Genomic DNA, 13919 nt, shown 5'->3' on the forward strand with positions numbered 1-13919 from the left:
TTTACTGACAGTTCGACCGCCACGCGACGGGATTGATCCAAGGCAGGCGGCTCATCCCGCCACTGGCTCGGCTGCCGGCCACCAGCCAGGCAGCAGGCGCTGCACCTGAGGCTGAGCGTAGCGGTCGTCGATCAGCACGATGGTGCCCTGATCGGCCTCATGGCGGATCACCCTCCCCGCCGCCTGCACTACCTTGTGCAACCCGGGAAACAGGTAGACGTAGTCATGCCCGCTGCCAAAGCGCGCCTGCATGCGCCGCTTGAAGTTTTCGTTGACCGGGTTGACCTGGGCCATGCCCAGCGTGGCCACGAACGCGCCGATCAGCCGTGCGCCGGGCAAGTCGATGCCTTCGCCGAAGGCACCGCCAAGCACCGCAAAACCGATGCCGCAACCGTCGGCCGTGAAACCATCGATGAACGCCTGCCGTTCGCCTTCATCCATGGCGCGGCGCTGGCAGCGCAGCGGCACCTCGGGACAGCTGGCGGCCAGGCGCTCGGCCACCTGCCCCAGGTAATCGAAACTGCTGAAGAACGCCAGGTAGTTGCCTGGGCGGCGCTGATACTGCTCGGCGATGATCCGCGCCACGCTCGCCAGGGATTGTTGGCGGTCGGCATAGCGGGTCGACACCTGCGCCGCCAGGCGCACATGCAGCTGGCTGGCCCGGAACGGCGACGGTACGTCCAGCCAGGCCCAGCCGTCCGGCAGGCCCAGCAGGTCAGCGAAGTAATGCGCAGGGCTCAGGGTGGCGGAGAACAGCACGCAGCTGCGGGCGCTCTTGAAGCGCGGCGTCAACAATGGCGCGGGGACCACATTGCGCAGGTTCAGCCGTGCGCGCAGGCCGCGCCGGGCCGGGTAGACCTCCAGGTCGAACACGAAGGCATCGCTGAACAGCTCCGCCACCCGGGTGAACTGCAGCGCCTGGAAGTAGAAGTCCAGCCACTGCGGCGCAACCGCCGCGGGGTCCTGGTTCAGTTGATCGCTGACAATGCTCATGCAGCGCTGCAAGGCAGCCAGCCACTGGGCCGGCAACCCCGGTTGGCTGTGGTAACCCTCGCCCTGGGCCTTGGCCAGGGCGCTCCAGTGCCGGCCGAGGGTGCGCAAGGCATTGCTCGCCCCGGCCAACGGCGCCTCGCGCAAGGTCGCCAGCAACCGTTGATCGAGGCTGGCGCTGTACATCCCACGGGCGCGCTCGACCAGGTTGTGCGCTTCGTCCACCAACACCGCGAACCGCCACTCCTGCGCCTGCGCCAGCGCGAACAGCCAGCCACTGAGGTCGAAGTAATAGTTGTAGTCGCCAATGATCACATCGGCCCAGCGGGCCATTTCCTGGCTCAGGTAGTAGGGGCACACCTGATGGGCCAGGGCCAGTTCGCGCAGGGCAGCGCGGTCCAGCCAGCCCCGCTCTGCCGCTGCCACCCGGGCGGCCGGCAGCCGATCGTAGAAGCCACGCGCCAGCGGGCAGGCATCGCCGTGGCAGGCGGTGCCCGGGTACTCGCAGGCCTTTTCACGGGCGGTGAGCTCAAGCACCCGCAGCGGCTGCGGCTCGCCCTGCACCGGCTCCGGCTGCAGCTGCTGCAAGGCGTCCAGCGCCAACCGCCGCCCGGGGGTCTTGGCGGTGAGGAACAGAATGCGTTGCAACTGTTGCCGTGGCATCGCCTTGAGCAGCGGGAACAGCGTACCGAGGGTTTTGCCGATGCCGGTAGGGGCCTGCGCCAGCACAGCGCGGCCCATGCTGGCGGCCTTATAGACGGTTTCGGCCAATTGCCGTTGGCCGGGTCGCATCGCCTCGTGGGGGAAGGCCAGGGCCTGCAAGAAGCCATCCCGCCGCTGCAGGTGCGCGCGCTCGCGGGCCGCCCAGTCGAGGAACGCCTCGCACTGGGCGTGGAAGAACGCCTGCAAGGCGTCGGCGCCGTGGTCGGCCTCGAAGCGTGTTTCGCTCTCGCTGTCCACGTTCCAATATACCAGCGCCACCTTGACTCGCGGCAACCCCTGCTCCTCACACAGCAAGCTGGCATACACCTTGGCCTGGGCCCAGTGCAGGGCGCGCTGGTTGGCCGGCTGCCGCTTGAGGTCGCCGCGATGGGTTTTCACCTCTTCCAGGCACTGGCGCTCAGGGTCGAAGCCGTCTGCACGGCCGCGCACCTGCAACCCTTTGTGCTCCCCGGCCAGGCTGATTTCCCGCCGATAGGTTGGGCCACGCCGGTCGCTGACCTTGCGGTGCCCGGCCATGCCTTCCAGCGCGCTGGGCGACGGCGTGAAGCGCAAATCCAGGTCGCCCTCGCGCGCGGTGAACTCGCACAGGGCCCGCACCGCGACGGTCAGCGTCATGCCGGCTGCGCGCTCGTGGCCGGCACTTGCCAGCGAACGTGGCAAACGCTCACTGGCAGGCCGTGCGCCTGGCAGAACGCGATCCATCGCAGCTGGTTGTCTTGCAGGCGGTCCCCCGGCCCCTTGACCTCGATCATCTGATAGCCAGCGGTGGCGGGGAAGAACTGGATCAGGTCTGGCATGCCGGCACGGTTGGCTTTCACGTCCTGCAACAGGCGTTCGAAGCACAGCCGTAGGTGCTCCGCCGGAATGCACGCCAAGGCCAGCCGCAGCAGCGGCTCGTCGACCGCCCCCCAGTGCACGAACGGGTTGGCGAGGCCGAACTTGCTGGCGAAACGGTCGAGGATAGTGGCCCGGTAGGCATCGCTGTGCAGTTGTGCCAGGCAAGCGGCCAGTTCGGCCTCGCGCCGTTGGGCGAAATCCGCTTGATGCAAATCCAGCGGGGCCGCCTGGAAAGGGTGGAAGAAGGCGCCCGGCACGGGGGCGAATAACGCCGGCCAGCAGAGCAAGCCGAACAAGGCGTTGAACAGGGTATTTTCCACGTACATCACCGGGGCCTGCTCGGCGTTCAAGGCTTCGCACACCGCCCGTTCCACGCTGCGCTGGGGCGGCAGGCAGAGGTCCAGGCGAACCACGGCCTGGCTGGCCCGCCGGACCCGCACCTTGTCTCCCAGCGCGCGGCGCAGCCTCGGTAACAACCGCTCCAGGCCCTGCGCTTCGGCAGCGTTCTCCGGGGCCTGGCTGGCCTGCTCGGCCAAGGCCATCGCTTCGCCGAAGCGTTCGCTGCGCTCCAGCATGCGCAAACGGCGCAAGCGGGCGCCCGGCCAGCGGCAATCGGCATAGAGGTTGGCGGCCTGGGGCCAGTCTCCACTGCGCTCGCAGCGCTGCGCCAGGCGGAACAGTGTCTTCTGCCGGCGGCTAGCCAGCCATGGGTTGTCCGACACCAGGGCAGTGAGCGCCTGCAACAGCACGGCGGTATCCGCGCCCTCCTCCAAGGCCTGGGCGCACTCGGCCAGGCCGAGCGCTACGTCGAGATCCTGGCGGTGGCGGAACGCCCGGGAATGCGGCGCGAAGTCCACGCTTTCGAACCGCTGGATGCCCAATTCCACCACCACGAACTGCGACCAGTCCTGGCGCAGGTTGCCGAAAAACAGCAAGCGCAGCCGCTCGCACAAAGGGCGTACCGCCAGCTGCCACACCGCGTCCTCATGCCCAGGCCACCACTCGCTCAGCGGCGCGATGCGCCCATGCAGGGGCGCCAATGCCTCGAACCATTCGCCTTTACGGGCGGTCGCCGGCAGCGCGTGCTCGGCGAAGCCTTGGCGCAGTTCAGCCTTGCCGAACAACGTGAACAGGTCGGCCAGGCTCAGGGCGGCGTCGGCCACCAGCCAACCCCGGCTCAGCAGCGGCGCAGCAGCCTGGCTGGCATCGCCGATTTCCTCATAAGCGAGCTTGCCGCGGCGAAAGTGCGCGCCCTTGCGCATCACCAACCGCACCAGCAGGGCCCGCGCGCCTTGGGGCAGGTGCGCGAACCCCTCGATGAACTCCCGCTCGGCCGCATCGAGCACATCGTCGTAGCGCAGGCGCAGCCAAGCCAGCGCCTGTTCGAAGTTGCTCAGGTAATAAAAGGGGTTGTCGAGGGCGTTCACGCAGCAGAGGTCCAAGGTCGCCTGGCTGCTGGTTATACATACAGTTTTGGCAAGCTTCAACCGCGCACAGCCCAGCGGTCGGTAAAGGCGGTTTGAGCCCTACCCAGTGGGCCTGTTACCCTCGGCGTTTTGCCTTGCCGGATGCGCTTATGCTCACTGCCCTGCTGTTCGACCTCGATGGAACCCTGACCGACACCGACAAGCTGCACCTGGTGGCCATCCAGCAGCTGCTGTGGGAAGAAGACAACCGCCCTTTTACCGAGGCCCAGTTTGAGGCGCTGTGTAGCGGCCGGGCCAACGCCGAGCTGTGCGCGCTGTTGTTTCCCGAGCGCAGCGTGGAGCACCACCGGGCCTTCGCCGACCGCAAGGAGGCACGTTTCCGGGCGCTGTCGCAAACGCTGGAACCCATTGCCGGGCTTACCGACCTGCTCGCATATGCCCACACGCACGGCATCGGCCGTGTGGTGGTGACCAATGCACCGAGGGCCAATGCCGACCATATGCTCGCCGCCCTGGGCTTGGCCGACGCCTTCGCCAGCGTGGTGGTGGCCGAGGAGCTGGCACGGGCCAAGCCCGACCCACTGCCCTACCTGACCGGGCTGGAGCGCCTGGGGGCCGAGGCAGGTACCGCGCTTGCCTTCGAGGATTCGATTCCCGGGCTGACCGCGGCCAAGGCAGCCGGGCTATTCACCGTGGGCCTGGCGACCAGTCAGAGCGCCGCGGCCCTGCTGGCCGCTGGTGCGGACCTGGTCATCGATGACTTCACCGACGCGCGGTTGTGGCAGGTGATCGAGGCGCGGCGGCAAGGGTAGCCACACCTAATCCGGCCGTTCGCAGGCTTCGCCAGAAGCCTACACGCCAGGGCCATAGGGGGAATGCGGGCGCAAGCCCGCGAACCAGCGGCGCCAGGCCGTAGGGGGAATGCGGGCGCAAGCCCGCGAACCAGCGGCGCCAGGCCGTAGGGGGAATGCGGGCGCAAGCCCGCGAACCAGCGGCGCCAGGCCGTAGCAGCTGGGCTCGCCCGCGATCATACGCAGCTCCGCGTAACACCCGTCGCCGGCAAGCCGTGCTGCTGCGCGTTGGAGCGTGCGGGCAACCAAAGAACCTCCCACAGAAATCCTGCCCGCCCCTGTGGGAGGCGGGCACAAGCCCGCGAACCAGCGGCGCCAAGGCCGTAGCAGCCGGGCTCGCCCGCGATCGGGCAGGTCCGCGTAACACCGTCGCCGGCAAGCCGTGCTGCTGCGCGTTGGAGCGTGCGGGCAACCAAAGAACCTTCCACAGAAGTCCTGCCTGCCCCTGTGGGAGGCGGGCGCAAGCCCGCGAACCAGCGGCGCCAGGGCCGTAGCAGCCGGCCTTGTCCGCGATCTTACGCAGCTCCGCATAACACCCGTCGCCGACAAACCGTGCTGCTACGGGTTAGCGCTTGCGGGCAACCAAAGAATCTCCCGCAGAAGTCCTGCCCGCCCCTGTGGGAGGCGGGCGCAAGCCCGCGAACCAGCGGCGCCAGGGCCGTAGCAGCTGGGCTTGCCCGCGATCATACGCAGCTCCGCGCAACACCCGTCGCCGGCAAGCCGTGCTGCTGCGCGTTGGAGCGTGCGGGCAATCATGGAACTTCCTCAAGAACGGGCCCAGCCCGCGAACGCCGGTGTCAACCGGGCGGCAGTAGAAAATTGCCCGGGCTGGCGCCGGTACCCGCCTCTACCACCGGCACCTGGGCTTCATCCTTGAGGTTCACGCCTGAGAGCTGGCGCTTGCAGGCTTCGCGCATCAGATAGGCCAGCTTGTGCACAGCGGTGGCGTAGCTCAGGCCTTGCGGGCGTACGTTGGAAATGCAGTTGCGCGCCGCATCGGTCAGGCCCACCCGCGGCGCCCAGGTGAAATACAGCCCAAGGCTATCGGGCGAGCTCAGGCCAGGACGTTCACCGATCAGGTTGACCACCATGCGCGCGCCCAAGCGCTGCGCGACTTCATCGGCCACCGCCACCCGGCCCTGCTCCACGACGACCACCGGCGCCAGGCGCCACCCTTCCTCCACGGCCAGCGCGGCGATACGGGCGAACATTGGCGCGGCATGGCGCTGCACCGCCAGCGAGGACAATCCATCGGCGATTACCACGGCCAGGTCAAACCCCTGCTCACCGGTGGCGGCGTAAGCGTCCAATCGGGCGGCGCCAGGGGCGTCCAGCTTACGGCCCAGGTCTGGGCGCTGCAGGTAGACCAGCCGATCGCTGGCGGCGCTGTGCACGTGCAGCACCTCGGCGCCTTCGGCAGCCAGCACCGTCGCCAGGGCGGGCACGTCGAGCGGCAGGTGCACAGCATCGCGCGCCTGGGCGTGGGCGAATTGAAAATCCAGCTGGGCCGCGGTCGGCAGGCTGGTGCCAGCGCGGCCCAAGGCGATGCGTGCCGGGGTCAGCCCGCGCAGCGCCTGCCAGGGGTCGGCTTGCGCGGGGTTACGGGGTTCATCGCTCATAGTCGTCCTTATCGCAACTGCCCAATGGCCCTGGCGAAAGTGGCCGGAACCTCGGCACCGAGCCGCAGGCTATGGCCTTGCTGTTGGAGGATCCCGGTGCGCGCCAGCCAGGCCTCGAACTCGGGAGCGGGCCGCAGGCCCAGAACCTGGCGCACGTAGAGCGCGTCGTGGAAGGACGTGGTCTGGTAGTTGAGCATCACGTCGTCGGAACCGGGAATGCCCATGATGAAGTTCACCCCGGCGGCGCCCAACAGGGTCAGCAGGGTGTCCATGTCGTCCTGGTCCGCCTCGGCGTGGTTGGTGTAGCAGATGTCGCAGCCCATGGGCACGCCGAGCAGCTTGCCGCAGAAATGATCCTCCAGCCCGGCGCGGATGATCTGCTTGCCGTTGTAGAGGTATTCAGGGCCGATGAAACCGACCACCGTGTTGACCAGAAACGGCTTGAACCGCCGCGCCACCGCATAGGCCCGGGCTTCGCAGGTCTGCTGGTCGACCCCATGATGGGCGTTGGCGGAAAGCGCGCTGCCCTGGCCGGTCTCGAAGTACATCAGGTTCTGGCCAAGGGTGCCGCGCTTGAGGCTCAGCCCGGCTTCATAGCCCTCGCGAAGGATCTCAAGGCTGACCCCGAAGCTGGCATTGGCCGCCTCGGTGCCGGCGATGGACTGGAACACCAGGTCTAGCGGCGCGCCGCGCTCGATGGCCGCAATCGACGACGTCACATGGGTGAGCACACAGGCCTGGGTGGGGATGTGATAGCGCTGGATGACCCCGTCGAGCATCTTCAGCAGTTCGATGATCGCCGGCAGGCTGTCGCTCGCCGGGTTGATCCCAAACATCGCGTCGCCGTTACCGTAGAGCAGGCCGTCGAGCAGGCTGGCGGCGATACCGGCGGGGTCATCGGTAGGGTGGTTGGGCTGCAGTCGGGTCGACATCCGCCCGGGCAGCCCGAGCGTGCCGCGGAAGGCTGTGACCACACGGACCTTGCGCGCCACCAGGATCAGGTCCTGCACGCGCATCAGCTTGGACACCGCAGCGACCATTTCCGGGGTAAGCCCCGGCGCCAAGGCGGCCAATGCGGCCCCGGTAGCGGCCTCGCCCAACAGCCAGTCACGGAAACCGCCCACCGTCAGATGGCGTACAGGGGCGAAGGCCGTGGCGTCATGGCTGTCGATGATCAGCCGGGTGACTTCGTCGGCCTCATAAGGGATGACCGCCTCGTCGAGAAAATGCGCCAAGGGCACGTCGGCCAGTGCCATTTGCGCCGCCGCACGCTCGGCGTCGCTGCTGGCGGCGACCTCAGCCAGGTAGTCACCGGAGCGCGCCGGGCTGGCCTTGGCCAGCAGGCGGCGCAGGCTCTCGAACGTCCAGGTGATGCCGCCAATGGTCTGGCTGAACGCCGCCATAGGTCACCCCTCGCTAGTGGCAATGGCCAGGCCGGGGGTACGCCCGCGCACCAGCTTGCAGTAAATGGAACCCAGCACCATCAGGGCAAGAAACACCAGCCCCACTTGCAGGTTGAACCAGATCATCGCGATCAGGCACACCACCGCCAGCACCAGCGCGATGCCCGGCACGATCGGGTAGCCAGGGGCCATGAAGCTACGCTCCAGCCCTGGCTCGCTGCGGCGCAGCTTGAACAGGCTGAGCATGCTGATGATGTACATCACGATGGCCCCGAACACCGACATGGTGATCATCGCCGCCGTGAGCGTCATGCCCTGAAGGTTGATCAGGCCGTCGCTGAAAATCGCCGCGATGCCCACCACGCCGCCGGCGATGATCGCCCGATGCGGCGTTTGGAACCGCGACAGCCGCGCCAGCGCCGGCGGCAGAAAGCCTGCACGGGCCAGGGCGAAGAACTGCCGGGAGTAACCCAGGATGATCCCGTGGAAGCTCGCCACCAGGCCGAACAGGCCAATCCATACCAGCATGTGCATCCAGTTCGAGTTATCGCCCACTACGGCCTTCATGGCCTGCGGCAGCGGGTCGTTGATGTTGGACAGCGCGCGCCAGTCGCCCACGCCGCCCGCGAAGATCATCACCCCCAGGGCGAGCACCACCAGGGTGAGGATGCCCGCGATGTAGGCCGTGGGAATGGTGCGCTTGGGGTCTTTGGCTTCTTCGGCCGCCATGGCTGCTCCTTCGATGGCGAGGAAGAACCAGATCGCGAACGGGATGGCAGCGAAGATCCCCGAGAGGGTGGCGCTGCTGAAGCTGTTTTCCCCTGCCCAACCGCCAGCCGCGAAGTTGGCGAAGCTGAAGCCTGGCGCGACCACGCCCATGAACACCAGCAGTTCCAGCACCGCCAGCACGGTGACCACCAACTCGAAGGTGGCGGCGATGCTCACCCCCAGGATGTTGAGGGTCATGAACACCACATAGGCGCCGACCGCGGCCCATTTCGGCTCCAGCCCGGGAAACTGCACGTTAAGGTAAGCACCGATCGCCATGGCGATGGCCGGCGGGGCGAACACGAACTCGATCAGCGTCGCCAGCCCGGCGATGGTACCGCCCGTAACACCAAAGGCCCGCAGGCTGTAGGCAAACGGGCCACCTGCGTTAGGAATAGCAGTAGTCAGCTCGGTAAAGCTGAAAATGAAGCAGGTGTACATCACGGCGACCAGCAACGTGGTCACCAAGAAGCCCAAGGTGCCGGCCGTGCCCCAGCCATAGCTCCAGCCGAAGTATTCGCCCGAGATTACCAACCCAACGGCGATCCCCCACAAGTGCAAGGTGCCCAGGGTCGGTTTGAGTGTGTTCGCGCTCATCAGTCACCTTCCAGTTCATGGCCGAGAATGGCTTTTCCCGAGCATAGCCAGCGCACACGCGCAAGACTTGACCGCAGAACACTCAAGCCGAGCCCCTGCGGTCAAATCGCCGGCCACGCTCCGGCAAGGCGCGGCCAAGGCCCAGGTTGCACCAGGCTGGCGCGGAAAACGCCCGGGCAGCCGTGGGAAATCGGGAACGGCTCTTGCTTGTTCAGCCTATCAGCCTTCGCAAGGTAACCGACCGTGACGCGCTCGCCTGCCCACCCTGCCCTGCAGTCCGCCGCGCCGCGCCAGCATCAGGGCGTGCTATCCGCCGCCGCCAGTGGCCTGGACGCCTTTATCACCGACCATGGCGGGGACCTGGACCGGGTATTCGGCCGCGCCGGCATCGACCCCGAGCAACTGGCCCACCCTACCTTGAGCCTGGCCCTGCCCAATTACTGCGAGGTGCTGGAAGAGGCCGCCCGGCAAACCGGTTGTGAGCATTTTGGCCTGCGCTATGGCGAACAGTTCAAACCGCAGGCACTGGGGCTGCTGGGCTATGTGGGGCTGTGCTCGCCGACCCTCGAGGCGGCGCTGGTCAATTTTGCCGAGGCGTTCCCGTTTCACCAGCACAGCACCCTCATCCAGTTGGTAGACGCCGGCGAGTGCTACCGCTTCGACTACCAGATCCGCCATGCGTCCATCCGCGAGCGCCGCCATGATGCCGAGCTCACCATGGGCATGGCGATGAACCTGGTGCGCCATGTGCTGGGCGATGGCTGGCACCCCCGGGAGGTGCTGTTCGAGCACAGCCGGCCGGATGACGGCGAACAACACCGCCAGGTGTTCGGCGCCCAAGTGCGTTTCGACCAGCCGTGCAACGGATTGCTGATCCCCAAAGCGGACATCGCCGACCACCGCATGCCGGGCAGCGATCCGGTGCTGCTGATGCTGGTCAAGGATGCCATCCGCCAACTGGGCGCCAGCGCGGGCGACGATGGGCTGTTCGCCCGGGTGGAGGCGGCTATCGTCGGGCAACTGCCGGCGGGCGAGCCGACCCTGGAAGCGGTGGCGCTGGCGGTCGACCTTGGCCCCGCTACCCTGCAGCGCCGGCTACGCGAGCACGGTTGCTGCTTCAGCCAGCTGATCGAGCAGGTTCGCCAGCGCCTGGCGCAGCGCTACCTGCGCGAAGGTGTGACCTCGGTCACCCAGCTGGCCGGCTTGCTCGGCTATTCGGAAACCAGCGCCTTCTCCCGGGCGTTCCGCCGCTGGCATGGGGTAAGCCCACGGCAATGGCGGTCGCTGGGCTGATCAACGCTCGAGCTTGAGCCGCTGGTGCCAGTCGGCGATGGACTCCTTCGGGTATTCGTCGAACTGCTGGTCGCCGGGCTTGGCCTCGACCTCGACCCAGCTCGCCTTGGAGTTCAGCAGCAGGTGCGTATGCTCCGGTGGCACCGGCAGCTCGGTGTCGATAGCGCTGGCGAAGGGGTGGATCAGCTCCGGCCACTCCGGGCTGTAGAGCCACAGCGCCGTGCCGCAGAACTTGCAGAAGTGCCGCTCGGCGCTACTGGCCTCAAAGCCGCCATGGCCATCGGGCATGCGTGCATGGTAAATGCTGATCGCCTTCTCGCCCGTCACCTTCAGCGTCTTCGCCTCGCCGCCCAGGTTGATGGCAAAACCTCCGCCACCTTGGGTCTTGCGGCAGATGGAGCAGTAGCAGCGCTGATACGGATAGGGATGGGCACTGTTCAAGCTGAAGCGGACTTGGCCGCAGTGGCAGGAGCCTTCGAGGTGCATGGGCGTTCTCCGTGGTATGTAAGCTGTCAAATCTCGGTAGGCGCTGGCAACAGCCTGCGAGCCTCGAGGCATCGCCGGATGGCCCCGCTCCTTGCCTCCGAGCGAACCTCAGCGCAAATAGCGTGCGCTGGCGCTTACGAACAATAGCAGCAGCACCAGGCTGCCTAGCGCCCAGGAGAGGTCGATCCAGTGCGCCAGGAAACCGATGGTGGCCGGCCCCAGCAGGATGCCGGCATAGCCCAGGGAAACCATCGCCGGAATCGCCGAGCTTTGCGGCATGCGCTGCTGTCGGCCCACGGCCGAGAACAGCACCGGCACGATGTTCGAGCAACCGGCGCCGACCAGGGCGAAGCCGACCAGCGCCGCTGGCCAGCCGGGCAGCAGCAGCGCAATGGCCAGGCCGGCCGCGGCGCAGGCACCCCCCAGCAGCACGATTCGCACGCCGCCGAGGCGGTTGACCAGCACATCGCCGGTCAGCCGGCCGATCGTCATGGTCACCGCGAAAGCGGCATAGCCCAGGCCTGCCAGGGCGGGGTCCATGCTTCGAACGGATACCAGGAACACCGCGCTCCAATCGAGCATGGCGCCTTCGGTGAGGAACACGATAAAGCACAGCACCCCGAGGAACAGCACGATGCCGCGAGGCATGGCGAACAGCGGGCCGTCCCGCTCCGAGCCGTGGCGCAGGAAAGCCCCAGCTGCCTGCCACAAGGCCGCCAATACGATCGCCACCACGATCAGCGAAGCCGGCAAGGGGGCCATGCCCAGGCTAAGCAAGGCGGTCATCCCCGCCGCCCCGGCGATCCCGCCCACGCTGTACATGCCATGGAAACCCGACATCACGGCGTCGTCGCTGGCCTTCTCCACCAGCACGGCCTGGATGTTCATGGCGCAGTCCAGCAGGCCCATGCAGGCACCGAACAGCACCAGGCCAACGGCCAGCCACGCAATGGAAGGCGCACCGGCGAGCACCGGGAGCAGCAAGCAGAGCAGCAACGCGCTGCGCACCATGGTCCAGCGGCAGCCGCGGTGGGCAGTGAGGTAACCGGCGAACGGCATCGCCAGGATCGAGCCACCGCCCAGCCCCAACAGCAGAAGGCCAAGGGTGCCGTCGTCCAGCCCGATGCGGGCCTTGGCCAAGGGCACCATGGGCGCCCAGGCCGACATGACGAAACCGGCGATGAAAAACACTACCCGGGTGGACATCCGTTGCGCCCGCCCGACCGCTGCGACCGCGAACGCTGAAGTGGCACTCATGGCTGACCTTGGATCCCTGTCATCGTAGAGCGCTTACCTTGCAGGCCCGCCCAGGCAAAAGCAAGGCGACGGCGGCAGCCGTGGAAGGTTCCGGCCTCAGGTAATGGGCGCGGGGTTGAACAGCACGATGTCGTTATGCAGCTTGTGCTGCTCGGCCCAGGTTCGTTGGCGCCCACTTGCCACGTCCAGGTAATAGTGGAACAGCTCCCAGCCCAGCTCCTCGATGGTCGCGCGGCCCGTAGCGATGCGCCCGGCGTCGACGTCGATCAGGTCCGGCCAGCGCTGGGCGAGCTCGGTGCGGGTGGCCACTTTCACCACGGGGGCCATCGCCAGCCCATAGGGCGTGCCGCGGCCGGTGGTGAACACGTGCAGGTTCATCCCCGCCGCCAGCTGCAGCGTTCCGCACACGAAATCGCTGGCGGGGGTCGCGCAGTAGATCAGCCCCTTGCCGGTGACGCGTTCGCCCGGGCCGACCACGCCGTTGATGGCTGAACTGCCGGACTTGACGATCGACCCCAGGGATTTTTCCACGATGTTGGACAACCCGCCTTTCTTGTTGCCTGGCGTGGTATTGGCGCTGCGGTCGGCGGCGCCGCGCTCCAGGTAATGGTCGTACCAATCCATCTCACGCACCAACGCCTGGGCGACGTCCTGGTTCTGTGCGCGGGAGGTCAGCATATAGATGGCGTCGCGCACCTCGGTGACTTCGGAAAACATCACCGTAGCCCCGGCGCGGATCAGCAGGTCCGAGGCATAGCCCAGCGCTGGGTTAGCAGTGATCCCGGAAAATGCGTCGCTGCCGCCGCACTGCATGCCGAGGATGAGCTCGGCGGCGGGTACGGTCTCGCGCCGACGCTGGTCGAGCTTCTGCAGCCGCGTTTCGGCCAGGGCCATGATCTGCTCGATCATTTCGCCAAAGCCGTGGCTGGCATCCTGCAAGCGGTACAGCCAGGGCTCGCTGAGGTCCACCGAGGGGTCGTTGTTGTGCATGACCTGGCCGGCCTGGAGCTTTTCGCAGCCCAGGCTGATAACCAGCGCCTCGCCGCCCAGGTTGGGGTTGCGGGCCAGGTTGCGCACGGTACGGATCGGAATGTAGGCATCACGGGCGTTGATCGCCACGCCGCAGCCGTAGCTGTGGGTCAGGGCGACCACATCGTCCACGTGCGGGTAGCGCGGCAACAGCTCCTCGCGGATGCGCTTGACCGCGTGGTCGAGCACGCCGGTCACGCACTGCACCGTGGTGGTGATCCCTAGGATGTTGCGGGTGCCCACCGTGCCGTCGGCGTTGCGGTAACCCTCGAAGGTAAAGCCTTCGAGCGGCGGCAAGGGCGCGGGCACCGCGTCACACATGGGCAGGCTGGCGAGCGGCGGCGCCGAGGGCATGGCCAGCTGGTTTTCCTTTACCCAGCTGCCACGGCGCAGATCTTCGAGGGCGTAGCCAATGATCTGCCCGTAGCGGCGCACTTCGCCGCCTTTGGGAATATCCACCAGCGCCACCTTGTGGCTTTGCGGTACCCCTTCGACGGTAACCAGGCCATCGGGGAACACGCTGCCTTCGGTCACGCCTTGGTCGTTGACCACGACCACCACATTGTCGGCCTCGTGCAGGCGCACGTAGCGGGGGGAATCGGAATGTTCGATCAACTGCATGGGGTTAGCCCCTTGTAT

Annotated in this window: 10 protein-coding genes; 2 read left to right on the forward strand and 8 right to left on the reverse strand. The window is 67.1% G+C overall.

Annotated elements, in window-relative coordinates; genetic code table 11:
• Positions 1-51 precede the first annotated feature (51 nt).
• Both OGL93_RS18195 and OGL93_RS18200 read right to left on the reverse strand, forming a co-directional pair.
• Complete coding sequence (locus OGL93_RS18195) at positions 52-2328, reverse strand: ATP-dependent DNA helicase (RefSeq protein ID WP_263264222.1); 2277 nt, start codon at positions 2326-2328, stop codon at positions 52-54.
• Complete coding sequence (locus OGL93_RS18200) at positions 2325-3977, reverse strand: VRR-NUC domain-containing protein (protein WP_263264224.1); 1653 nt, start codon at positions 3975-3977, stop codon at positions 2325-2327. The genes OGL93_RS18195 and OGL93_RS18200 overlap by 4 nt, the downstream gene beginning before the upstream one ends.
• Before the next feature lie 149 nt (positions 3978-4126).
• Here OGL93_RS18200 and OGL93_RS18205 point away from each other — a divergent pair, with 149 nt between their 5' ends.
• Positions 4127-4789, forward strand: coding sequence for an HAD-IA family hydrolase (locus tag OGL93_RS18205; RefSeq protein WP_263264225.1), 663 nt, complete (start codon positions 4127-4129; stop codon positions 4787-4789).
• Between the two features lie 836 nt (positions 4790-5625).
• Here the strand turns inward: OGL93_RS18205 and eutC are convergent.
• The 3 genes from eutC to eat are packed head-to-tail and all read right to left on the reverse strand — an operon-like array spanning position 5626 to position 9215.
• On the reverse strand, positions 5626-6447 hold the full coding sequence (eutC, locus tag OGL93_RS18210) for an ethanolamine ammonia-lyase subunit EutC (RefSeq protein ID WP_263264228.1): 822 nt from the start codon (positions 6445-6447) through the stop codon (positions 5626-5628).
• 8 nt (positions 6448-6455) lie between these two features.
• A complete protein-coding gene (locus OGL93_RS18215; protein WP_263264230.1) occupies positions 6456-7850 on the reverse strand; it encodes an ethanolamine ammonia-lyase subunit EutB in 1395 nt (464 codons plus the stop codon).
• A 3-nt stretch (positions 7851-7853) separates the two neighbouring features.
• A complete protein-coding gene (gene eat, locus OGL93_RS18220; protein WP_263264232.1) occupies positions 7854-9215 on the reverse strand; it encodes an ethanolamine permease in 1362 nt (453 codons plus the stop codon).
• Positions 9216-9458: 243 nt separating this feature from the next.
• On the opposite strand from eat, the gene OGL93_RS18225 reads away from it, so the two are divergent.
• Positions 9459-10508 (forward strand): AraC family transcriptional regulator, encoded by a 1050-nt coding sequence (locus OGL93_RS18225; protein WP_263264234.1) that lies wholly within the window; start codon positions 9459-9461, stop codon positions 10506-10508.
• Here OGL93_RS18225 and OGL93_RS18230 read toward each other — a convergent pair whose 3' ends face one another.
• From OGL93_RS18230 to garD, 3 genes are all read right to left on the reverse strand, one after another.
• Positions 10509-10994 (reverse strand): GFA family protein, encoded by a 486-nt coding sequence (locus tag OGL93_RS18230; protein ID WP_263264236.1) that lies wholly within the window; start codon positions 10992-10994, stop codon positions 10509-10511. It abuts the gene before it with no gap.
• A gap of 108 nt (positions 10995-11102) precedes the next feature.
• Positions 11103-12251: an MFS transporter gene (locus OGL93_RS18235; protein ID WP_263264238.1), complete on the reverse strand. Its 1149-nt coding sequence runs from the start codon at positions 12249-12251 to the stop codon at positions 11103-11105.
• 96 nt (positions 12252-12347) lie between these two features.
• Positions 12348-13901 (reverse strand): galactarate dehydratase, encoded by a 1554-nt coding sequence (garD, locus tag OGL93_RS18240; protein ID WP_263264240.1) that lies wholly within the window; start codon positions 13899-13901, stop codon positions 12348-12350.
• Positions 13902-13919: the final 18 nt, after the last annotated feature.

The sequence above is a fragment of the Pseudomonas sp. RIT-PI-S genome (assembly GCF_025642975.1).
Taxonomy (GTDB): Bacteria; Pseudomonadota; Gammaproteobacteria; order Pseudomonadales; family Pseudomonadaceae; genus Aquipseudomonas.